The sequence below is a fragment of the uncultured Tenacibaculum sp. genome, from assembly GCF_947502995.1.
GTDB lineage: Bacteria > Bacteroidota > Bacteroidia > Flavobacteriales > Flavobacteriaceae > Polaribacter.
In genome coordinates this window covers 12679-35551 of the sequence record NZ_CANNBW010000010.1, presented here as the reverse complement: position 1 = coordinate 35551, position 22873 = coordinate 12679, and the positions used below count along the sequence as shown (strand labels likewise).

Annotated in this window: 18 protein-coding genes; 10 read left to right on the top strand and 8 right to left on the bottom strand. The window is 30.8% G+C overall.

Annotation, left to right across the window (positions count from 1 at the left end; all coding sequences use genetic code 11):
* The first annotated feature begins 28 nt into the window (after positions 1 to 28).
* From Q1A46_RS09545 to Q1A46_RS09520, 6 genes are all read left to right on the top strand, one after another.
* Positions 29 to 325 (top strand): hypothetical protein, encoded by a 297-nt coding sequence (locus Q1A46_RS09545; RefSeq protein WP_299677252.1) that lies wholly within the window; start codon positions 29 to 31, stop codon positions 323 to 325.
* Positions 326 to 410: 85 nt separating this feature from the next.
* Positions 411 to 2021, top strand: a complete 1611-nt coding sequence (locus Q1A46_RS09540) for a SulP family inorganic anion transporter (protein ID WP_299677249.1) — start codon at positions 411 to 413, stop codon at positions 2019 to 2021.
* Positions 2022 to 2092: 71 nt separating this feature from the next.
* On the top strand, positions 2093 to 3955 hold the full coding sequence (locus Q1A46_RS09535; protein WP_299677247.1) for a SulP family inorganic anion transporter: 1863 nt from the start codon (positions 2093 to 2095) through the stop codon (positions 3953 to 3955).
* 11 nt (positions 3956 to 3966) lie between these two features.
* Positions 3967 to 4596 carry a carbonic anhydrase family protein gene (locus tag Q1A46_RS09530; RefSeq protein WP_299677244.1) on the top strand — a complete coding sequence of 210 codons (630 nt, stop codon included), beginning with the start codon at positions 3967 to 3969 and terminating at the stop codon, positions 4594 to 4596.
* A 219-nt stretch (positions 4597 to 4815) separates the two neighbouring features.
* Complete coding sequence (locus tag Q1A46_RS09525; RefSeq protein WP_299677241.1) at positions 4816 to 8502, top strand: T9SS type A sorting domain-containing protein; 3687 nt, start codon at positions 4816 to 4818, stop codon at positions 8500 to 8502.
* A gap of 56 nt (positions 8503 to 8558) precedes the next feature.
* Positions 8559 to 9005, top strand: coding sequence for a hypothetical protein (locus tag Q1A46_RS09520; RefSeq protein WP_299677238.1), 447 nt, complete (start codon positions 8559 to 8561; stop codon positions 9003 to 9005).
* On the opposite strand, the gene Q1A46_RS09515 is transcribed toward Q1A46_RS09520, so the two are convergent.
* Entirely contained in the window at positions 8995 to 9519 is a 525-nt protein-coding gene (locus Q1A46_RS09515; protein WP_299677235.1) for a CvpA family protein, read from the bottom strand. The two genes, Q1A46_RS09520 and Q1A46_RS09515, sit on opposite strands and share 11 nt — an antisense overlap.
* Before the next feature lie 67 nt (positions 9520 to 9586).
* Here Q1A46_RS09515 and Q1A46_RS09510 point away from each other — a divergent pair, with 67 nt between their 5' ends.
* A complete protein-coding gene (locus Q1A46_RS09510) occupies positions 9587 to 9943 on the top strand; it encodes a hypothetical protein (RefSeq protein WP_299677232.1) in 357 nt (118 codons plus the stop codon).
* Here the strand turns inward: Q1A46_RS09510 and Q1A46_RS09505 are convergent.
* A complete protein-coding gene (locus Q1A46_RS09505) occupies positions 9936 to 10730 on the bottom strand; it encodes an SDR family oxidoreductase (protein ID WP_299677229.1) in 795 nt (264 codons plus the stop codon). The genes Q1A46_RS09510 and Q1A46_RS09505 overlap by 8 nt on opposite strands.
* 120 nt (positions 10731 to 10850) lie before the next feature.
* Between Q1A46_RS09505 and Q1A46_RS09500 the strand changes: the two genes are divergently transcribed.
* Positions 10851 to 12245 (top strand): TlpA disulfide reductase family protein, encoded by a 1395-nt coding sequence (locus tag Q1A46_RS09500; RefSeq protein WP_299677226.1) that lies wholly within the window; start codon positions 10851 to 10853, stop codon positions 12243 to 12245.
* Positions 12246 to 12325: 80 nt separating this feature from the next.
* Here Q1A46_RS09500 and Q1A46_RS09495 read toward each other — a convergent pair whose 3' ends face one another.
* From Q1A46_RS09495 to Q1A46_RS09470, 6 genes are all read right to left on the bottom strand, one after another.
* The gene (locus Q1A46_RS09495) at positions 12326 to 13486 is read right to left on the bottom strand and encodes an iron-containing alcohol dehydrogenase (RefSeq protein ID WP_299677223.1); all 1161 of its coding nucleotides are present in this window, start codon (positions 13484 to 13486) and stop codon (positions 12326 to 12328) included.
* A 149-nt stretch (positions 13487 to 13635) separates the two neighbouring features.
* Positions 13636 to 13995, bottom strand: coding sequence for a YraN family protein (locus Q1A46_RS09490; protein ID WP_299677221.1), 360 nt, complete (start codon positions 13993 to 13995; stop codon positions 13636 to 13638).
* A 38-nt stretch (positions 13996 to 14033) separates the two neighbouring features.
* Positions 14034 to 14957: an LD-carboxypeptidase gene (locus tag Q1A46_RS09485; RefSeq protein WP_299677218.1), complete on the bottom strand. Its 924-nt coding sequence runs from the start codon at positions 14955 to 14957 to the stop codon at positions 14034 to 14036.
* An 18-nt stretch (positions 14958 to 14975) separates the two neighbouring features.
* Positions 14976 to 17150 carry a PepSY domain-containing protein gene (locus Q1A46_RS09480; protein WP_299677215.1) on the bottom strand — a complete coding sequence of 725 codons (2175 nt, stop codon included), beginning with the start codon at positions 17148 to 17150 and terminating at the stop codon, positions 14976 to 14978.
* 50 nt (positions 17151 to 17200) lie between these two features.
* A complete protein-coding gene (locus Q1A46_RS09475) occupies positions 17201 to 17686 on the bottom strand; it encodes a DUF2271 domain-containing protein (protein WP_299617857.1) in 486 nt (161 codons plus the stop codon).
* Between the two features lie 7 nt (positions 17687 to 17693).
* On the bottom strand, positions 17694 to 19187 hold the full coding sequence (locus tag Q1A46_RS09470; RefSeq protein ID WP_299677212.1) for an ankyrin repeat domain-containing protein: 1494 nt from the start codon (positions 19185 to 19187) through the stop codon (positions 17694 to 17696).
* 158 nt (positions 19188 to 19345) lie between these two features.
* On the opposite strand from Q1A46_RS09470, the gene metG reads away from it, so the two are divergent.
* Together metG and Q1A46_RS09460 are read left to right on the top strand one after the other, a co-directional pair.
* Positions 19346 to 21412: a methionine--tRNA ligase gene (gene metG, locus Q1A46_RS09465; protein WP_299677209.1), complete on the top strand. Its 2067-nt coding sequence runs from the start codon at positions 19346 to 19348 to the stop codon at positions 21410 to 21412.
* Positions 21413 to 21427: 15 nt separating this feature from the next.
* Complete coding sequence (locus Q1A46_RS09460; protein WP_299677206.1) at positions 21428 to 22873, top strand: hypothetical protein; 1446 nt, start codon at positions 21428 to 21430, stop codon at positions 22871 to 22873.

Sequence of the window (22873 nt, the reverse complement as noted above, 5' to 3'; positions counted from 1 at the left end):
GTTTTTTATATTTGATATATTTATAATAATGATAAGGGTATTTTATACATACGTATTTTCTTTTATTTTGCTTACATCTATTGTATTGCCTACTTACATCAGTATCACCAAGTTTAACTGTGAAGTATCATTAGAAATAGATATGGATGAAGACAGTGAAGAAACTGAAATAACAAAAGATAATGAGGCAAAAATTGTAACTCCTTCTCCTTTATTTAAAACTTACTCTAAAACTAAGATTCAAAATTCAATAGTATATATATCGACAAGATATAACTCTATATTCAAAAAACTAGACTCTCCTCCTCCAGAAATTTATAGTTAATTTTTCGGTTTTTCAATTCAAATATTTTAAAAAATTAATTATAAATATTCAACCTTTTTTCACAGGTTGAAAAATACATTTCACCATGTTTAAAACGATAAAAAGTGATTTACCCGCTAGTATAGTGGTATTTTTTGTAGCACTACCTTTATGTTTAGGTATTGCTTTGGCGAGTGGAGCGCCATTATTTTCTGGATTAATTGCAGGTATCATTGGAGGTATTGTAGTAGCAAGTATTAGTGGATCTAGTATTGGAGTTAGTGGACCAGCAGCTGGTTTAGCAGCTATTGTATTAGCAGCAATAGTAACTCTTGGAGGTCTAGAAAATGGAGGGTTCGAAAAATTCTTAGTTGCTGTGGTTTTAGGAGGTATTATCCAAATACTTTTAGGAGTAGCCAGAGCAGGAATTATCGCTTACTTTTTCCCTTCATCTGTAATTAAAGGAATGCTTACTGGTATTGGAATAATTATCATCTTAAAGCAAATTCCTTATTTCTTTGGAATGGATAAAAATCCAACTGGAGATTATTCTTTTCTTCAAGTTGAATGGAAAAATTTAATATCTGGACTTTTAAATTCTATCAACGCCTTAATCAGTGGAAACATTAGTATCGGTGCTACACTAATTGGTATTATCTCATTAGGAATTTTATTATTATGGTCTAATGTTTTATCTAAAAAAGGTAAAATTTTCCAATTAGTTCAAGGACCATTAGTAGCCGTAGTAGTTGGAATTATATTCTATGTTGTAACTCAAGATGGTTCTTTAGAACTATTACAAAAACAATTAGTTTCTGTACCTGTACCAGATAGTTTCGATAGTTTTAAAGGACAATTTAGTTTCCCTAACTTTTCTGCAATTGGAGACAAAGATGTTTGGGTAATAGCATTTACTATTGCTATAGTAGCTAGTTTAGAAACTTTATTATGCGTTGAGGCTACAGATAAGTTAGATCCAGACAAAAATGTTACTCCTACCAATAGAGAATTAATAGCTCAAGGAACAGGAAATATTATTTCAGGTTTAATTGGAGGGCTACCAATTACTCAGGTAATTGTAAGAAGTTCTGCTAATATTCAATCAGGTGGAAAAAGTAAAATATCAGCAATTATTCACGGGTTTTTATTATTAATCTCTGTCATTTTAATTCCAACATTATTAAATAAAATTCCTTTATCTGTTTTAGCCGCTGTATTATTTGTTGTTGGTTTTAAATTAGCTAAACCATCTACATTTAAAACTATGTTCAAATTAGGATGGAAACAATGGCTACCATTTATGACTACTGTTTTACCGATGGCAATTACTGGCGATTTATTATTAGGAATCGGTTTAGGTTTAGCTGTTGGTATTTTTGTAATTTTATTTAAGAGTTTTCAAAACTCTCACTTCTTACACAAAGAAGGTGAAAATATAGATGATGGAAAAATAAAAATGACATTAGCTGAAGAAGTTACTTTCTTTAACAAAGGTGCTATTTTGAAAGAATTAGACAGCTTACCTCAAAATTCAGCTTTAGAACTAGATGTTACTAAAACAAGATACTTAGATAATGATATTATAGAAATTTTAGAAGACTTTGCATATAAAGCAAAAGAAAGAAATATTAATATCAAGTTAATTTCCGAAAGAGGAACTGTTGAAAATCCTCCTAGTTATATTGAATTTTTTAAACTTAACCCTAATCTGAGTTAACTAATTTATTATGAAATACTATTTTTTATGGTATAAATAAAAACTTAACAAAAAATTCAATCTAACTGAAAATGAAAAACTTATTTTCTAATATTAAAGGTGATCTCTTCGGAGGTATAACAGCAGGTATAGTAGCTTTACCGCTAGCATTAGCTTTTGGTGTTTCTTCTGGTTTAGGACCAACAGCAGGGCTATATGGAGCCATAATTATTGCTTTCTTTGCCTCTCTTTTTGGAGGTACAGATACACAAATATCAGGACCTACAGCTCCAATGACAGCTGTAAGTATGGTAGTTATTGGAACAATTATAGCAGCAAATGATGGTAATATTAACCAAGCTTTACCAACAATTCTTACTGTATTCTTATTAGCTGGTCTTTTACAAATTGGCCTAGGATTACTTGGTTTTGGTAAATACATAAGATATATACCTTATCCTGTAGTTTCTGGTTTTATGACAGCCATAGGTGTTATTATTTTATTTACTCAAATTTTACCATCTATAGGATATTATGCCAAAGAAGATGTTTCTTTCGTAGAACAATTTAAGCCTCAAGCTCAAGAAATCATCTTACAAAACATCTTAAAGGATGAGGCCGGAGAAGGAATATTAGTATTAGAAGATTTTAAAGAAACAATTAAACGTTCTAATGAAATTACTCAAGAAGCTATTTTAAAAGAAGCTAAAACTTTAGCGGGCAAAGAATCTTCAGGAGTAATTGGTGCATTAAAAGTATTACCTAGAGCAATAAAAAGCATTAATCTTTTAGAATTGCTTTTAGCTTTAGGTACTATTATCATTATTTACGGGTTTAAAAAGATCACAACAGCAATACCTAGCACGTTAGTTGCTTTAGTTATTATGACCGCGATTGCTTTGATCTTTAATTTAGAATACAGACCTATTGAAGAAATACCTGGCGGATTTCCTGTACCTAATCTTGAAATCTTCACAGGTTTTAATCTCGGTAGTGTAAAACCTTATATTTTCACCGCTTTCACATTAGCTTTATTAGGAGCAATAGATTCTTTATTAACTTCTGTTGTTGCAGATAACATGACTAAAACCAAACATAAACCAAACAAAGAGTTAGTTGGTCAAGGTATTGGAAATAGTATCGCAGCAATTTTTGGAGGTATTCCTGGAGCTGGTGCTACAATTAGAACTGTTGTAAATATTAAATCTGGAGGAAAAACTAAACTTTCTGGTATGATTGCTGGTGTTATGCTATTAATCATATTATTAGGTTTAGGTCCAATAGCTTCTAAAATACCTGCTGCTGTATTAGCAGGTGTATTAATCACTGTTGGAATTGGTGTAATGGATTACAAAGGATTACGCGCAATTCCAAACCTACCTAAAGATGTTAAATTAGGACCTATAAAGTTGAGTTCAGAATTTATCATCATGTTGGTGGTACTTTTATTATCAACATTTTGGGACTTAGTTTATGCTGTTGGAATTGGTTTAGTAATCGCTTCGTTAATTTTCATGAAGAAAATTGGTGATGTTACTGCCAAACGTTCCGATGTAACTTCACTTCAAGAAGAAGCTTGGGAAGATGAAGCTGAGTTTCCAGATCAACTTTCAGAAGAAGTATTTATAAAACACATTAACGGACCTTTATTTTTTGGGTCGACAAGTAATTTTCAGCAACTCGCAAAACAAATACCAGATACAGCTAAAACGGTTATAGTTCGAATGGGACGAATGCCTTATGTAGATCAATCTGGTTTATTTGCTTTAGAAGATATTCTTATCGATTTAGAAAAAGACGGTGTTCAAGTCTTGTTCGTAGATGTACTTGAACAACCAAGATACATGATGGAAAAAATCGGATTAATTCCTGATTTAGTATCTAAAGAACATACATTTAAAACCTTTTCTGAATGTTTAGATTGGGTAAAAAACAATATAAAAGATAACCATTAAAAAGAAATAAAATGAGAAATACAGCATTAACAAAAGAACTGCAAAGTGATTTAACTCCCAAATCTGTATTAGACGATTTATTAGCAGGTAACCAACGTTATATTGCTAATAACTTAACTGCATCAGATGTTCCTTCACTAGTAGAACAAACTACTGGTGGACAATTTCCTAAAGCAGTAATTTTATCTTGTATCGATTCTCGTGTACCGGTAGAATTAGTTTTCGACCAAACTATTGGAGATGTTTTTGTGGCTCGTGTAGCAGGAAATTTCGAAAATGTAGACATATTAGGAAGCATGGAATATTCATGTGCTGTAGCTGGTAGTAAATTAGTTTTTGTACTAGGGCATGAAAGCTGTGGAGCTGTAAAAGCTGCTTGTGATGGTGTAGAGTTAGGTAACATTACTAAAATGTTAGCTAATATAACTCCTGCTGCAAAAATGGCTTCAGAACAAGTAGATGGCGTTGCAGATTCTTCAAACCCAGCTTTTGTTGCTAAAACTGTTGAAAACAATGTAAAGTTAACAATTGAAAGAATTCGCGAGAGAAGTAAAATCTTACAAGAGATGGAAGATAACGGTGAAATTTCAATTGTAGGTGGAGTTTACTCTTTACATACAGGAAAAGTAACAATGTTATAGAAAAACGACATTCTTTTCAAAAAAAATATCAAAAGCATCTAATTCATTTTAGATGCTTTTTTTACCCAGAAACATAAACCACTACATAACAAGCAAATACCTAAAAACAAGTTTATACCTCCTAAAAACATTAACATTTTGTTATTTTTTTTAAGATTTCTTTCACAAAAAAGATCTGTTTTTTAAAACTAACTTCGACTTTTTTAAAATTAACCTCACATGAATCTAAAATTACTCAGAGGCAGTGTTTTAACACTGCTTGTGCTTGGTATTGGTGGTACATTAAATGCACAAAACCTTAAACCTAGTCCAAATCAAAAAAAAATTAAAAAGAGTCAGGTTTACAAAAACCAAAAAATGTTTGATAGTAAAACAGGAGCTACGAATTCTAAAACTCCAATGGAACGTCAAGCAGACAATGCTATTGAAAGAGCTGAATACGAATTTGAAAGATTAAAAAATCCTTTAACAGGAAAAATTCCTGAAGGAATTCGTAAAGCTGAATTAAAATTCGCTACAAAAATTACTCCTAGCAACGATTTAAGAAGATTATATTCTAGATCTTCAAACGGAAGCTTCTCTAATTGGCAAAATAGAGGACCTTTTAATGTTGGTGGTCGAACTAGAGCATTAGCAATAGATAGAACTAATGAAAATATAATTCTTGCTGGTGGTGTTTCTGGTGGATTATGGAGATCTGAAAATAACGGTGAAACTTGGAGAAAAGTTACACGTTCTTTCCAAAGTCCTAGTATCACTACTATTGTTCAAGATCCAAGACCAAATAAAGGATATATTTGGTACTTTGCTTCTGGTGAACGCTTAGGAAACTCTGCTGGTGCTGGAGGTGGATTCTATCAAGGTAGTGGTGTTTATAAATCTCAAGATCAAGGTAGAACTTGGGAATTATTAAGAGCAACTAGAAATGAAAACGTTGGTGGCTTTGAATCTAGCTTTGATTTAATTAACTCTATAGCTGTAAATCCAACTAATGGTGATTTATACGTAGCTACATTTGATGGATTATTCAGATCTCAAGATGGAGGAAATTCTTTCACAGAAGTTTTAGCTGGTGGTTTTGATAACACAGTAGAAGTTAGTATCACTTCAACTGGAAGAATTTATGCAACAATCGATTCTGGCGGAACACCTAATGCAGGATTCTTTACTTCTACTGATGGAGACAACTGGACTAATATTACTCCTTTAAATTTCCCAGCAGATTATGGTAGAACTGTTATGGGAATAGATCCTTCAAACGAAGATACAGTATACTTCTTTTCAGCAGATCCAACAGATCAAGATAGAGAAAGAGGTTTTTTATTTAGATACGACAATTCAGCAGCTTCTTTAGGTGAAGCTTGGGTTGATTTAACTTCAAACATTCCATTAACATCTATAGGTGGTAATGTAGGAAATGTTAACATACAAGGTGGATATAATATGTTAATTAAAGTTCACCCAACTGATAGTAATATTGTTTTCTTAGGAGCAACAAATGTGTATAGATCTACTACAGGTTTTACAACACCTGCTGGTCAGGAAAGTTGGATTGCTGGTTACTCTCCTTTAAACAATGTTAGTTTGTATACGAATCAACATCCAGATCAACATGCTTTAGTGTTTTATCCTTCAAACCCAAACAGAGTATTATCAGGAAATGATGGAGGTGTTTTTATAAGTGAAGATATTACTGCAAACAATCCAGGAATAGAGCCTGTAGAATGGACTTCTTTAAATAATGGTTACATTACAACACAACCATATCACGTAGCTTTTGATCCTGAAGCAAATTCAGATGATTTAGTTGCTGGTTTCCAAGATAATGGTACATGGTTTACAAATTCTACCGCATCTAATGCAACGTGGGAAGAAGATTTTGGAGGAGATGGTGCTTATAGTGCTATTGCAAACAATGGTAGAACGCGTTATGTATCTTCTCAAAGAGGAAATGTTTTCCGTCTTAATTTCGATGAAAATGGAGAATTCGAATCTTTCACAAGTGTAAGACCTGCTGGTCCTGGTAATAATGACTTTTCATTTATCAATCCGTTCATTTTAGATCCTAATAAGGATAATATAATGTATATGCCTATTCAAGGTCGTATCTGGAGAAACATAAACTTAGACGGAATTCCTTTATTCTCTAACGGAAGAGCAAGTGTAAATTGGGTTTCTATTGAAACTTCTCAAACACCTGCTGGAAGCAGAATTACTTCTTTAGATATTTCTAAATTCCCAGTAGCTAACAAGTTATATTACGGAACAAACACAGGTATTATTTATAGAATGGATAATGCAAATATTGATAACCAACCAGCTATTGATATTTCTAGTGGTAAAGGATTGCCTAATGGTTTTGTTAATGATATTAATGTAGACCCTTCTAATTCTGATAGAGTAATTGTAACGTTCTCTAATTATGGTATTCCTAGTGTTTTCTTTACTGAAGATGCTGGTGAAACTTGGATTAATATTAGCGGTAATTTAGAAGAAAGACCTGATGGATCTGGAAACGGACCTTCTGTAAGAAGTACAGCTTTTTTAGGTAGTAAAGAAAATCAGTATTCAAGAAATCAAAAAATCTTTGCTGCAACTAGTACAGGATTATATTACACCGATTATTTAAATGGTAGAAATACTGTTTGGAGAAAAGAAAATAACGCTATCGGAAATGCAGTAACTGATGAAGTTGTTACAAGAAAAGACGGATTTATTGCTGTTGCTTCGCACGGTAACGGTTTATTTAGTGCTCGTTTTCCTATTACAGCAAATCCATTACCAGAAGTTACATTATCTAATGCATTTTTAATTGATAATGTAAACCTACCTAAAAACAGTCCTGATACTGAAATAGATATTACTGGTCTATTTGTTCAATCTGAAAATTTACCAATAGAAATTGAAGTAACGAATACAAACACAGATTTAGTTACTGCTACTTTAAATGGAAATACTTTAACGTTATCATATACACCAGATGCAATTGGTGTGGCTTCTATAGGTTTAATTGCTTCTTCTAATGGAGAACAAGTTTCTACAGGATTTACAGTTACGATTTCTGAAGTTCCTATTTACGAACAAAATAATGAAGTAGTTTCATCTATTCCTTCTCAAAACTTTGTTGATTTTAACGGTGTAGTTCAAGCTGCCGATGATTTTACAATTCCTGAAGGTAATAGTTGGGTAATAAATAGAATTCTTGCTTTTGGTGGAAATAATGGAGTGCCTAATTTCTCAAGTGTAGATGTAATTATTTATAACGATAATGATGGAGTTCCTGGAGACGAAGTATACAATACTTCAGATTTAACTCCAATTTCTGAACTTAATGATCCTAACTTAAACTTATTACTTCCTGAAGCTTTAACATTAGAAAGTGGAAATTACTGGATTTCTATCTATGTAAATTTACCTTTCTTACCTACAGGAAACCAATGGTTTTGGTCTTCTGAAGATAACAGAGTGGGACAAGTTACTTTATTAAGAGATCCTGCTAATCTTTTTGGAAGAGGAGCTTTAGATTGGACACCATCTACTGTTGCTTTAGGTAGAGCTCCTATTGATCAAACTTTCCAAATTTTTGGTGATATCATCAGTTTAAATAATGAATCTGAAGATGTACAACAAGAAGCTTCTTTAGCCTCTATTGATGGACAGTTAAAAACTTTAGCGTGGCCAAATCCTTCAGATGGAGTTTTCTACTTTAACTTACAAACTATTACTTCAGATGATCAAATCTCGATAAGTGTATTCGACATTTCTGGAAAGGTAGTACACCAAAAACAAAACGTTTCTCCTAAATCTAATTATGTTTGGGATGCATCTAACGTTTCTTCTGGAATCTATTTAATCAATATCAAAGGAGAAAAAACTGCTAAGCGTTTTAAAATTATTAAAAAATAAACTTTCATATAAAATAGAGGCTGTAAAAAAGCCTCTATTTTTTTTATCTTTCATTTATGAAATTTACAACCTCTTTATATTTAATTCCGTTATTAGTGTTCTTTTCATGTAATACAACTTTATCTGCTCAACAACAAAAGAAAAAAATAGCTAAACCTAAGTTTGGAGATGTAGCTTATTCGGAAAATAAAACTACTCCTAACACTTTAACTATAAACGCTAAAATTTTAGGAAAAAGTAAGCAAGTATTAAATTGCAATAAAAAAAATGTAAATGCTGTTTTATGTAAAATTTTAAAAGTTTCAAATGAAGGAAGTAGTATTATCAATCTTCCTCAATCTAATAAAACACTATACTTTAATACCGAAACACAGGAAATTTTTAATGCTTTAAGTGTGATGAAAGGAACTACACTTGAATTACATTTAAAAGAGGAAATATGTAAAAAAGGAAAAAAAAGTAATTACACTATTCTGGGGTTTACACCTAAAACTAAATCGTAGTTTCTTCTTCATTATCATCAGTTTGCCCCTCATCATCTTTTATAATTGATGGAAAAATCATTGGAGCAATTTTTTTAACTGGATGAAATAAGATTGATTCTTCTAAACTTTCTTTTTTCACAAACGGAATTGTGTCATTCATTTTTCCGAAGAAAATAAAAATAACACTTAAAATTAATCCTATTTTTAAGGCTCCAAAAGCTCCACCTAAGATTTTATTTAAAATACCTAAAGAAGCAAAATCAGCTATCTTGGTTAAGATTTTTCCTAATAACGCTATTGCTAAAATTATAATCACAAAAGTTCCTGCAAAGGCTACTAATGTGATATATTTCTCTTCCCAATCTAAGCTATCTTTAAGCCAATCTCCTAAAAAATAAGAAAAATGAATAGCTCCGTATACTCCAGCCACTAAAGCTACTAAAGAAGCAACCTCCACGAACAAACCTTTCATTAAACCTCTTACAAATCCGAAAAGAAGTAATGCAGCAATAATAATATCTAGAGTATTCATAGTTATTAAGAATTTTAACAAATATAAGTATCTCGTTTGTATCTTTGCTTTGTAATATAAAATACAAATGGAAAAGGTTATAAACTTGAAAGAAAAATGGGATTTTATAGTTAATAAACTTACAAATCAATTTGCAGAAGGAGATGAATTAACCATAGATGCTATCATATACCTCATAGGTGTTCAAGAATTGGGTCAAGGTCAAAGGAAATTCAAAAAAGATGAAAAAATAAACCTTATGCATATTGCTATTTGTAAACTTTTAGAACCTTACGGATACTATGAGTTTGATTATTTCGATAATGAAGGTTGGCCACATTATAAAACACTAACTGAATTACCAAATTTAAAACCTGGTGAACAAACTGTTTTAATGAAAGAAGCTATTATCTCTTATTTTGATAGTATTGGCTTTTTTAAGTAACACTTAATTTACAAATCATTTTAGATAATAATTTAGGATAAAAACGTTTAACATAAACTCCTAATTTCTCTTTAGCTCCAGCTATATATACTTCTTCTTTTTCTGCTTGAATAGCTTTTAGCATTAGCTTTGCAAAACGATCTGGATGTATACCATTTGCCGTAGCCTTATCCATAGTTTCTTGTGGTGTTCCATCACCAGTTAATGCATTTTTAGAAACATTTGTAGTAACAAAACCAGGACAAACTAAAGTTACTTTTATATTATTATTAAAAACTTCTGCACGTAAGCTATCAAAAAAACCATGGAGTGCATGTTTTGTTGCTGCATAAGTAGATCGTAACGGCGTTCCTATTTTTCCAACAATACTTGTAGTTACCACAAAATGACCAGAATTCTTTTTCACAAAATGTGGCAAAATAGCTTTTGTTAGTGCAACAGTTCCCAAATAATTAATATCCATCAATCTTTTATCGACAGAAATATTCGTGTCTTTTGCTAAAGATCTTTGACTTATTCCACCATTGTTAATTAAGATATCTACACCTCCAAAAAACGCTATCGCAGTACTAACTTTATCAGATAAATTTTCATAATCTTCTAAATCTAAAGGCAATATTTTTACATTTTCAGGAAAAAGACACAGAGATTTCACCTCATTTAAAGTCGTTTCGTTTCTTGAAGATAAGATTAATTTTGTATTTTGGCAGGAAAGTAAGATGGCTAGGGACTTTCCTATACCAGAAGAAGCTCCAGTCAACCAAACTATTTTGTTTTTTACGGTCATTAAGTTCAATAAATTTGAACCTAAAGTACTTAAATTAAATAAGAAATAGTAATTTTGGTACGCTTATTGGAATACTAGAAGCAGAATTTAAATATTATTTTAATATAAAATCCCTTATTAATGATGAAAAGATTTTTTGTTTTACTAATTTTTGTTGCCTCAATTGCAAACGCGCAATTTTCTATAAAAGGGACAATGACTCCTCCAGAAAAAAGTGATTGGGTTGTACTATATAGAATTGATGGTGCTAAACAAAAATTTATTAGCAATTCAACAATCAAGTTTGAAGATGTTGATTTAGGAGGAAGCACGCAAAAAGTTGGACGTTTTGAATTACAACTTCCTGCAGATGCTAAAGTTGGAGCTTATAGAGTAAGTTATAGAAATACAGGTGCTGGCTTTGTTGATTTATTTTTTAATAAAGAAAATATAGAATTTGTTTTTAATCCTCAGTTTCCAGAAGAATCTGTAGTATTTACAAAATCTAGAGAAAATAAAGTATATAGAGAATATTTAGAAGCATTATCATTAACTCAACGTGCTATTGATTCTTTACAGGTTGAATACTTAAAATCTGACGAAAAGAAAACTAAAAAAGCTTATAAGAAAGCTTACAAAGAGCAAGAAGAAGTTCAAGAAATTTACGAAGGTAAATCTGAAGGTATGTTAGTAAATACTTTCATTAAAGCTTCTGAAGCTACAAATTCTGATGATATTTTTGATGATACTCAGGAATATTTAGATCATGTTTTAAACAGCTTTTTTGATAACATAGATTTTTCAGATAAAACATTATACAATTCACCTTTTGTTGTTGATAAGATTACAAACTATGTATTTTATTTAAACATTGCTGAAAGTCAAACATTACAGCAAAAATTATACAAAGAGTCTATTGACAAAATCATGAAGATTGTGAAGAAGGATGCTACTAAAAAAGAAATTTTAGAGTATTTAATCACTCGTTTCACAATTCAAAGAAACTCAGAAATTGTAGATGGAGTTTTTGCAGATTACTATGATAAATTACCATCAGATTTACAAGACGCTCAATTTAAAGAAAAGAAATTAGGTGAATTAAGTGTTTCTGTTGGACGTACTGCTCCTGATTTTTCTTGGAAAGAAGACGGAAAAGATTATTCTTTATCAACTTTAGATGATGGTGAATATTACTTAATGATTTTCTGGAGTACTCAATGTGGACACTGTGTTAAAGAAGTGCCTGAAGTACATGAATTCATGAAAGAATACGATAATACTTCTGTGATTGCTTTTGCTATAGAAGAGAATGATCTTGATTTCAATTCTTGGGCTAAAAACAAATTATACAACTGGCATAATGTTTTAGGTACACATCCTACGTATAAGTTCGATAATGAAGTGGTTCAAAAATATAGAATAGATGCTACGCCAACGTACTTTATTTTAGATAAGAACAAAAAAATTATCGCTGTTCCTAATGCTATAGAAGACATTAAAGAATTCTTAAATAAAGAAAAAACAGCTTCTGAATAATATCAGAAACTCAACATATATAAAAACGACAATCAATTTTGATTGTCGTTTTTCTTTTTATAAATAAGTCCTAAGATATACTAGTAAGCATTCTCTAAAATGCGTTCAGTAATATCTAGAGTTAAATCTCCAGTTTCAGATAAAGCTACCATTCCATGAGATTCTAATTGAGAAATAATGTCTTTTAATTCGTCTTTTTGAATATCATAGTCACTAATCTTTGTAGCCACACCTAAACTATTAAAGAATTTTTCTGTTTCTTGAATTGCAGCTTCAATTCTTTCATCTGAAGTTCCTTCAGTAATGTTCCAAACTCTTTCTGCATATTGTAATAATTTTGCTTCCTTTTTGTCCTTTCTTTCTCTTAAAAGTGAAGGTAAAACCATCGCTAAAGTTCTTCCATGATCAATATCAAACTTAGCCGTAAATTCATGACCGATCATATGTGTACTCCAATCTTGTGGAACACCAGAACCGATTAATCCGTTTAATGCCATTGTCGCACACCACATAAAGTTTGCTCTCGTATCGTAATCTTCAGGATTGTTTAATGTTTGTTCTCCAATTTCAACTAAAATCTGTAAAATACCTTCAGCAGTTCTATCTTGAAATCTCGCATCTACAGGAAAAGTAATGTATTGCTCAACTACATGAATAAATGTATCTACAATTCCGTTGGCAACTTGTTTCTTTGGTAACGTGTAAGTTAATGTTGGATCTAAAAATGAAAACTTCGGATAAAACAGAGGAGAATAAATTCCATACTTTCCAGTTTCATGGCTGATCACAGAAAAAGCATTCATTTCAGAACCTGTAGCAGGTAAAGTTAAAACAGCTCCAAAAGGAACAGCATCTTCAACAGGAATAGGTGAAAATCCGTGTTTAATTAAAGATGTATAATCGTCTCCTTCGTATTTCGCTGCAATAGAAATATATTTAGTTGCATCTAATACAGAACCTCCACCTACAGCTAAAATAAAGCCAATATTATTCTCTTTAATAAGTTCTGCTGCTTTGACACATGTATTTAATTGTGGATTTGGTTCTATACCTCCAAATTCAAATATTTCGAAACCTTGTAAAGCTTCGGTGATTTTATCGAAAGTTCCAAATTTCTTGATACTTCCACCTCCGTAAGTGATTAATACTTTAGCGTTTTTTGGAACTAATGTAGCTAGTTCAGACAATCTATCTTTACCGAAAACGATGTGAGTCGGATTGTAAAAGTTAAAATTAAGCATAGTGATTTATTTTATGTTTTTTAAGAAAATATGAGGTTGAGAATTAGAATAAATTATAACTTCTAATACTACTTTTCAAAATTACATTATGCTTATTTCTTAAAAATTGATCTATGGTAATAAATGAAATTAGAAAACTTAAACTCTACTTAAAAGAATAAAAAGGCGTCTTCGATATGTTCTATTTTGAAATCATTTTGTTTCTTTAAAACAGCGATGATATCGAATCTTACTTCAACATCTAAATCGTTCTCAATTACATAAGAATTCATAGCTTCAACTAATATTTTCTTCTTCTTTGCATTAACAAATTCCTCAGGATTACCAAAATAGTTTGTTGATCGAGTTTTAACTTCTACAGCAATCAACCAATTTTCTTTTGTTATAATAAGATCTATTTCGGCTTTTCCTAATCTGTAGTTTTGTTCAAGAATTTCATAGCCTTTTTCTTTTAAGAATTCTAAAGCTAGTAACTCTCCTTCTTTTCCTAGTTCATTGTGTTTTGCCATTTTAATATTTCTCTAAATTAGAAATTTCGACTTCTATTTTATTCATTTATAAACTTGATGTTTGATTTTTGTTTGTTGTTTACTGACAATTCAATTATTCTTCCCATTAACAATGCACGATTATCTGGTTCATGTCCAGCAGGAAAATCAAAAAGTACAGGAATATTTTCAGGTAATACATTTAAAATTAAATCTTCGATCGACATTCCCCATTTTATTGAATTTTCTTTTACTTTCGAAATATCTCCAATAATTACGCCTTTAATATTTGTAAAATAACCTGTTCGTTTTAAGCTAAACAACATGCGATCAATTGCATACTCATACTCCCCGATTTCTTCAATAAATAGAATTTTATCTGTTGTATTAAGCTGACTTTTTGATCCTAACATCGAAGCTAAAATTGCTAAATTTCCACCAACTAATTGTCCTGTCACTACTCCTACTCTATTATTTTGATTTGATGGCAATTGATATGCTAAATCTTCTCCAAAAATAGCTTTTCGAAAAGTTTCTATAGATTCGTTAATTATGGCTATATCATCTTGCATACTGGTTCCCATAATCGCATGTAAGGTTTCAACCCCTAGATTGTGAATGTGATTATGAAAAACGGTAACATCAGAATAACCGATAATCCATTTGGGCTGTTTCAGAAATTGATTAAAATCTAAATGATCTATAATTCGTACAGAACCATAACCACCTCTGGCACACCAAATAGCTTTAATATTTGGATTATCTAATGCTTTTTGAAAATCTTCGATTCTTTCTTCATCTGAACCTGCAAAATGATTTGACTGTGCAAAGACATGATTCCCCAATACTACTTGTAAACCCCAACTTTCTAATAAGTCAACTGCTTTTTTTATAACAGTTTCTCTATGTATTAAAATTCCAGCAGGAGCAATAATGGCAACTGTATCTCCCTTTTTAAGATACGATGGTGTAATCAACTTCATAGAACCAAATAACTAAAATTAGTAGCAATCAACCAAAATTTGGTTTCTGTTTTTATAATGACTTAAAGTTTTACCGTTTTTTTCAAGTGCTGTTTCTAAAACTAAAAATATGGCGTTTTGCATTGCTATGGCTCCACAAATCATAATTACTGTTCCGTTATGTAAGTCTGAAATGATTTGATCTATTTGCGCTGCAATTACATCTTGAACATATACTTTTTTATCACCTTCTCTTGAAAACACATAATTGATCTTCGATAGTTTTTCTTCTTTTAATACAGATTCATAAATCTGTAAACTTGCTTTGTTAGGTAATCCAAAATATAAATCTATTGTTGTTGATTTCGCTTCATTTATCATTCCTAAAAATGGCGCAATACCAGTTCCTGTAGCAATCATAATTACTTTCGGAACTTTCATCGGAAAATGAAATGTTGGATTCTTTTTTACAAAAGCGTTGATAGAATTTCCTGCTACCAAATTGTGTAAATAGTTAGAACAAATCCCTAATTCGTGTCGCTTAACACTCAGTAGTAATTTATCATTAATTTTTGCGATAGAATACAAACGTTCATGTTCTTGATCATTCGGATAAATACCTAATAAATCTCCGGAAGTAAACTTTTCATTACAATCAAATTCTAACAAAAAAGTTTCTTTAGCGGAATCGTTTGTTACTTTTTTTACTAGTGGTACTAAAACTGTTTTTTCTCTTTTGCTTAGTATAGTTTTATCGAGTTTCAATTCAGTTTGAATTCTATTACTGAATTCTTGTTTCCATTGTGAAAATGCTTCAAACGATTTATTATTTATTGTATGAATTGGTAATAACATTGTCGCATTTTCATTTGTTGTTAAAGCAGCATCAACATCGTATCCGAACTGACAAAACTTAGGATAAGCCAACGAACCAAAAGCAACTACTGAAAAAGAAAACGGATGATTATGAATTGTTTTATCTTGAAGTAATTTCAAGAATTTAGAAGCATTAGACGGAGCTTCACCTTCTCCGTAAGTTGCTGTTAGCACAACTAAATGCTGCATATTTTCAAAAGTAGTGTACTTATTTAAATCGGTAATAAAAACCTTTTTACCAGCATTTATCATTGATTTATAAAGCATTTTGGCAAACATTTGTGTACTTCCATTTTCTGTACCAACCAAAATAACATATTCACATGCTTCCTTTTTGAATTTATTTCGAGTTTTTCCTTTTATGCGTTGAAATGTCATTGCAAATCCAGAATACACAAAAAACAACGTGGCTATACTTGAGAATGCTAAAATTATCGCCCAGATTATACTTCCTTGTCCGGTATGTAATAGTAAACTGTAATAGGCTACTACTTTTGTAAACGGATAATTTACTTCACTTAAAACTTCGCCTGTGATTTGATTTACTGTGAATTCTTTATCTGTAGCTTGTACAAAAAAGTAATCTTCTACATCAGGTGAAAATGGAAAATCTATTTTTCTGAGTTCCGATAATTTTGTTTGCTGAAAGATTTTAAAATTTGAAATCTTTTGTTGTGGTTCAGCTTTTAAATGATCAAAATCTATAGCATGACTGATTTTCTCTTTAGGTAAAAGATTAAACTTTTCCAGAGAAAGATATACTCCAGATATTGTTATAATGATTAAAGGAATTATAAAAAGCCTTCCTAAAACTACATGAAAATACTGATAGAAATTTTCCCACGTAATTTTATTAAAAAACTTCATTAAACTTCTTTGTCTTTTGAGAATTAAAACGAGTCCAGAAACTGTAATTAAAAACAATAAAAATGAAACTAAGCCAACAAAAAATCGACCAATACTTTTCAAAAATAAAGAACGATGTAATGTGGTAGCAAACTTATAAATTGAGGCTTTGGGTTTTAAATAACCTAATTTTTTTCCTGTTTTCGGATCAATATAACATGTTTGACTTTCACCTTCTTTGGTAATTACATCCGCTACTACAAAACTATTATTATCAATTTCAACAGAAATAACTTCTTCGTATTCTTCTTGTAATACTGTTATCATTTCTGCAACTGAAACCTCAGAAAGATGAGATACCGAATAGGTTTCTAACTGATTATAAACAGGTTCAAAAGCCAAAATAATTCCTGTAATTGCAGCAACTATTATAAATAAGAAAGAAGATATAGCCAGTGTTAAATGACTATATCTCCAAATTGAAAGTGTCATATTATATTAAACTTCAAAAATTTAAAAAGTTTTTATAATTATTTTCTCCTCTATTTTTGAGGCATCATTCTAACATATCTAATGAAGCCTTTACCTTCAAATTTACTCTTTACGTTTTCTGAAGTTAATTCAAATTGAACATCATCTGCATAATACTCTTGATCTTCAACAGCTGTTTCGAATCGAATTTTATAACCTGCATCAATTTTATCTGTCGGAATTTCTACCACTTTAATTGCACGTTGTCCTCCGCTAATTGTTGCGCCAGTAACCGCATCAATATCTGGTCTTCTCTTTCCATAAAAATCCCACCATTCAGAAATTTCATGATACCATTCATCATCATCTCCCAATACTTGAAGTGTTTCTAAATATTTTCCTTCTGTATCTAAAAGAGAAACTACAATGTATGCTCCTTCTCCATCATAATTCTTTAACTGAATCATGCATTTATATTTTGCTGTTTCCTTTTTTGTAAAAGCGAAAACTGTGAATGATAATAGTAGAACTAAACTTATTCTTGTGATTAATTTCATGTATTATTTATTTTAAAAAACTTAAATCGAACTTTGATAATTGTTCATTTTCTTGTGCCAAATCGTATATTGTTTCATCAAAACTTGTCGTCACGGTTTTATCTGCTCCATTGACTAATAAAAACTTTACTATTTCAGGTTTTTTGGCAACCATTACTGCTTTTTGTAAAGCTGTTTGTCCTTCTTTATTCTTAGCATTCACATCGATTTTAAACTTCTGTAAGAATTTTAATAATGGTAAATTCCCTTTATCAGCAGCTAAATGGAATAATGTATTTCCATCTTTCTGAGGTTTTGTAAAGTCAAATCCTTTTGCTTTTAACAAATTGATTTTCGACACAAATTCGTCTTCTTTTTTAGCATTGTAAGACGCAGCTAAATAAAAAGCTAAATTGTTTCCTTTAGCATCTTCAACAAACACATTTGCGTTTTGCTCAAGCAAATAGTTAACTACAGTTGTTTTATTTCTTAATGAATTGGTTAATGCAGATTGTCCTTTTTTATTTTGAACATTAATATTCTTTGTTTTCTCTGCTAATAATTGAACTACTTCAAGAGAATTTCTATAACTAGCATTCATTAACGGTGTATTACCTTCTTCATTTTGTTGATCTAAACTTACACCTTTGTCTATAAAATACTGTAATGAAGCTACATCTTGATTTCTATACGCTAAGTTGTGAAGCGGAGTTAATCCTTTAGTTGTTGTTACATTTGGCGCAACTCCTTTATTTTCTAAATATTTGAAAAAAGCTAAAGAATTATAACCTCTTCTTCCTCCTTGTGTAGCCATAATCATGGCATTTCCTCCAATCTTATTTTTATTCTTGTATGGTAATCCTTTTGCTATTAATTGATCAATAATCTTCTGATTTCCTTTTTTTGCAGCATAGTTTATAGCTCCGTTTCCATCGTTATCAGTAGCATTTAAGCTTAAACCTTTTGACACGAAATAGTCAATCAGTTTAAAGTCTTTTTGAGTAGGAATCGCTAATAATAATGCATTGGCTCCATGTAAATCTTTATCTTTCTTTACATCTACTCCTTTAGAAACTAGATAATCAAATAATGCTATATTCTTTACTCCTGTAGACACAGCAAAATTTAACGCAGTATAACCATGACTATCAATAACATCTAATTTAGCTCCTTTAGCAACTAAATATTTTACCAAATCTAAACGATCTTTGTAGGCAGCCCAGAAAACATAAGTTCGTCCATCGTGAGTTAATTTATTCACTCCATTTCCTTTAATCGTAAGTAAATACTTTATAATATCGTTGCTAACTACGTCCGAAGTTTCCAATAAAGCGTAAGAAATTGCATCAAAACTACTTCCGCTTAATGCTGTAGGATCATTTCCTTCGGAAATTTTAGTCTTTACAAGTTCTAATGTTGGTTTAGATTTCCAAAAAGCTCTATCTAAAAATATATTTTTACTCTTTTGCGCTTGCAGCATTCCAACTACAAAAACACATAGTATAAAACTCTTAAAATTCATTATTTAGTGATTTTTTCTTCGACAAAGATAATTTATTTATAATAAATCTAAATAAAAATATTGAAGTAGATTTTATAACGGTTATAGTTTATAAAAACAAGAAGTAAAAACGAATTATTAACTACATTTGTAACCCAAAATAAGATTATAATTTTAACATGAGTTCTTCTAAAAGATATACGATTACAGCTGCATTACCTTATACTAATGGACCAATTCATATTGGACATTTAGCTGGGGTTTATGTACCTGCTGATATTTATTCGCGTTTTTTACGTTTAAAAGGTAACGATGTTGCTTACATCTGTGGTTCAGATGAGCACGGTGTAGCTATACCAATGCGTGCTAAAAAAGAAGGCGTAACTCCAACGGAGATTATTGATAAATATCATGCGATTATTAAACAATCTTTTGAAGACTTCGGAATTTCTTTTGATAACTACTCTAGAACTTCAAACAAAATTCATCATGAAACAGCTTCTGAATTTTTCAAAAAGATGTATGCTGATGGTGAATTTATCGAAGAAGTTTCTGAACAATTATATGATGCCGAAGCGGATCAGTTTTTAGCCGATCGTTTCGTAATTGGTACTTGTCCGAAATGTGGAAATGAAGAAAGTTATGGTGATCAGTGTGAAAAATGTGGAACAAGTCATAATGCAACAGATTTAATTAATCCTAAATCTGCAATTACTGGAAATGTTCCTGTGTTAAAACAAACAAAACACTGGTTTTTACCTTTAGATAAACACGAGCCGTTTTTACGTGAGTGGATTTTAGAAGGTCATAAAAATGACTGGAAAGCCAATGTATTAGGACAAGTAAAATCTTGGATTGATGATGGATTACGTCCGCGTGCTGTAACTCGTGATTTAGATTGGGGAATTCCTGTTCCTGTTGAAGGCGCTGAAGGAAAAGTTTTGTACGTTTGGTTTGATGCGCCTATCGGATACATTTCTTCTACAAAAGAATGGGCTGCAAGAGAAGGAAAAAACTGGGAAGATTATTGGAAGAACGAAGACACGAAATTAGTGCACTTTATTGGAAAAGATAATATTGTATTCCACTGTATTATTTTCCCATCGATGTTAAAAGCGCATGGAGATTATATTTTACCAGAAAACGTTCCTGCAAATGAGTTTTTAAACTTAGAAGGAAACAAATTATCTACTTCTAAAAATTGGGCGGTTTGGTTACACGAATATTTAGAAGAATTTCCTGGCCAGCAAGATGTGTTACGTTATACATTAACTGCTAATGCACCAGAAAATAAGGATAATGACTTTACTTGGAAAGATTTTCAAGCAAAGAACAATAATGAATTAGCAGATATTTTTGGGAATTTCATCAATCGTGTAGCAGTACTTACCAATAAATATTATGATGGAGTTGTTCCTGCACCTAATGAGTTCACAGAATTAGATGAAGAAGTTTTAGAGAAATTACAACAATTTCCTGATATTATAGAAAAATCGATTCAACGTTATAGATTTAGAGAAGCTTCTCAAGAATTTATGAATGTTGCTCGTTTAGGAAATAAATATTTAGCAGATGAAGAGCCTTGGAAATTAATTAAAACTGATGAAGAACGCGTAAAAACAATTATGTTTGTTGCCATTCAAATTTCTACAGCGTTATCTGTTTTATCTGAGCCATTTTTACCATTTACTTCTGAAAAATTAAAAGGCATTTTGAACATTACTAAAGATGTTGAAAATTCTTGGAACGATGTAACTACAAAAGAAATACTACTACCAACAGGGCACAAAATAATGGAAGGTAAAGCTCCTCTATTATTCTCTAAAATTGAAGACAAAACTATTGAAGCTCAATTAGAAAAATTAGAAGCTACTAAAAAAGCAAATGAAGCTGCAAATAAAGCTGTAGAACCTCAAAAAGATACTATAGAGTTCGACGACTTTACTAAAATGGATATTCGTATTGGTACTATTTTAGAAGCTGAAAAAGTAGCTAAAACCAAAAAGTTACTAAAATTAAAAGTAGATGTAGGAATTGATGTTCGTACTATTGTTTCTGGAATTGCAGAGAGCTTTTCACCAGAAGATATTGTCGGACAACAAGTAACTGTACTTTGTAATTTAGCTCCAAGAAAAATTAGAGGTGTTGAAAGTCAAGGAATGATTTTAATGACAGATGCTGAGGATGGTTCTTTAGCTTTTGTTGAACCTCAACAAAAAGTAAAAAACGGAGGACAAGTTTGTTAAAATAAATAAAAACATATGCTAAGAAAAACAAAACTGGTTACAATAGCTTTTACTATTGTAACCTTTTTCTCTTTTTCACAAGAGAAAATCGCTGTATTTAGAAATTCAATGAAGGAAAATGGGACCGATATTAAAGATGTTATTCCTATTGTAGACCCAGAAAGCAACGAAATTTCGTTGTTTATTGCAGATGCCAAAAATGTATATGGGTATAAGTTAAACGAAGATTATAAAGTAATTGATAGCTTAGCTTCCGACAGAAAAAGAAGAAAATTCAAAGTTCTAGTAGGAAATAGTATTTCTGGAAATAACCATACTATATTTTTATCGAATCCAACAAAAAGTAAATTTCTTTTAATGAATTTTTCTTTTGATACAAAAACTACAACAACAAAAGAATTTACACTAGAACAAGACGACGAACAAATTTTACAAACTGTTTCTGCTAACAACAAGTTTTACTTACTTTCTATCAGACCATATTGGGGAATTTTATGTATTTATACTTTTGATAATAATGAAATTAAAAGGAATGAAGTTCACTTAAATAATATTCCTTTCTTAACAGAAAAAGGTAATAAAACAAATGCTGTGCATTTATTAAGAAATTACGGAGTAGAAGTTAAAAAGATAGATGACGAATTACCTAATAGCCTTGAATTGGTTGGTGATAAAACAAAAATGTATATCAGAGATAATACTATTGTTTTTTCTTTTGATCAAAATAGCTCTGTAACTCAAATACTTTCAATTAGTCTTGATGATTTTAAAATTGATGTTCGTGATTTTAAGAAACCAATGGAAGAATTCAAAATTCATCAGAAGAATTCAAATTCTTTTATTCAAGGCAAACACATTTTTCTTTTTACATCGAATAAAAGTAAACTAGCTTTAAATATTTTAGATTACAATACTAATACACTTGTAAAGTCATTTAACATTGTTAAAGATCAGCCTATAGATTTTAAAAATTCTCCGATTATTTTAGAAGGTGGTTCGTTTTCTACATACAGAGAACTTAAGAAAACAAAACAGTTTTTACGAAAAATAAATTCTGGTGAAGTAGGTATAGCAGTTAGAAAGCGTGGAGAAAATTATCAAATTACTTTAGGTGGATATAAAGAAGTTGCCAGCGGTGGAGCAATGATGATGGGTGGTTTTGGCGGATTACCTGTAGCTTCTTTTGGAAGTGTTTCTGTATTTTTTAATCCTGCTGTTTTTGCTTACAATTCTTCAACAAACACAAAATCTACTCGTATAGAGTGTTTACTTGACAAAAATTTTAATCATAAAGAAGGAGAAATAGCAGAAAATGTTTTTGAAAAAATTCGTGAAAATGACCAAACAGTTTACGATGATGTTGAAAAAGCACAAACCGTTTTTAAATATAAAGACTTCTTCATTTTAGGAAGATATTATGCTAAAAGAAAACAGTATGTTTTTAGAAAATTTACTGATTAA

Coding starts and splice junctions, on each gene's coding strand:
- Q1A46_RS09545 (WP_299677252.1), top strand. CDS start 29: ATGATAAGGGTATTTTATACATACGTATTTTCTTTTATTTTGCTTACA.
- Q1A46_RS09540 (WP_299677249.1), top strand. CDS start 411: ATGTTTAAAACGATAAAAAGTGATTTACCCGCTAGTATAGTGGTATTT.
- Q1A46_RS09535 (WP_299677247.1), top strand. CDS start 2,093: ATGAAAAACTTATTTTCTAATATTAAAGGTGATCTCTTCGGAGGTATA.
- Q1A46_RS09530 (WP_299677244.1), top strand. CDS start 3,967: ATGAGAAATACAGCATTAACAAAAGAACTGCAAAGTGATTTAACTCCC.
- Q1A46_RS09525 (WP_299677241.1), top strand. CDS start 4,816: ATGAATCTAAAATTACTCAGAGGCAGTGTTTTAACACTGCTTGTGCTT.
- Q1A46_RS09520 (WP_299677238.1), top strand. CDS start 8,559: ATGAAATTTACAACCTCTTTATATTTAATTCCGTTATTAGTGTTCTTT.
- Q1A46_RS09515 (WP_299677235.1), bottom strand. CDS start 9,519: ATGAATACTCTAGATATTATTATTGCTGCATTACTTCTTTTCGGATTT.
- Q1A46_RS09510 (WP_299677232.1), top strand. CDS start 9,587: ATGGAAAAGGTTATAAACTTGAAAGAAAAATGGGATTTTATAGTTAAT.
- Q1A46_RS09505 (WP_299677229.1), bottom strand. CDS start 10,730: ATGACCGTAAAAAACAAAATAGTTTGGTTGACTGGAGCTTCTTCTGGT.
- Q1A46_RS09500 (WP_299677226.1), top strand. CDS start 10,851: ATGATGAAAAGATTTTTTGTTTTACTAATTTTTGTTGCCTCAATTGCA.
- Q1A46_RS09495 (WP_299677223.1), bottom strand. CDS start 13,486: ATGCTTAATTTTAACTTTTACAATCCGACTCACATCGTTTTCGGTAAA.
- Q1A46_RS09490 (WP_299677221.1), bottom strand. CDS start 13,995: ATGGCAAAACACAATGAACTAGGAAAAGAAGGAGAGTTACTAGCTTTA.
- Q1A46_RS09485 (WP_299677218.1), bottom strand. CDS start 14,957: ATGAAGTTGATTACACCATCGTATCTTAAAAAGGGAGATACAGTTGCC.
- Q1A46_RS09480 (WP_299677215.1), bottom strand. CDS start 17,150: ATGACACTTTCAATTTGGAGATATAGTCATTTAACACTGGCTATATCT.
- Q1A46_RS09475 (WP_299617857.1), bottom strand. CDS start 17,686: ATGAAATTAATCACAAGAATAAGTTTAGTTCTACTATTATCATTCACA.
- Q1A46_RS09470 (WP_299677212.1), bottom strand. CDS start 19,187: ATGAATTTTAAGAGTTTTATACTATGTGTTTTTGTAGTTGGAATGCTG.
- metG (WP_299677209.1), top strand. CDS start 19,346: ATGAGTTCTTCTAAAAGATATACGATTACAGCTGCATTACCTTATACT.
- Q1A46_RS09460 (WP_299677206.1), top strand. CDS start 21,428: ATGCTAAGAAAAACAAAACTGGTTACAATAGCTTTTACTATTGTAACC.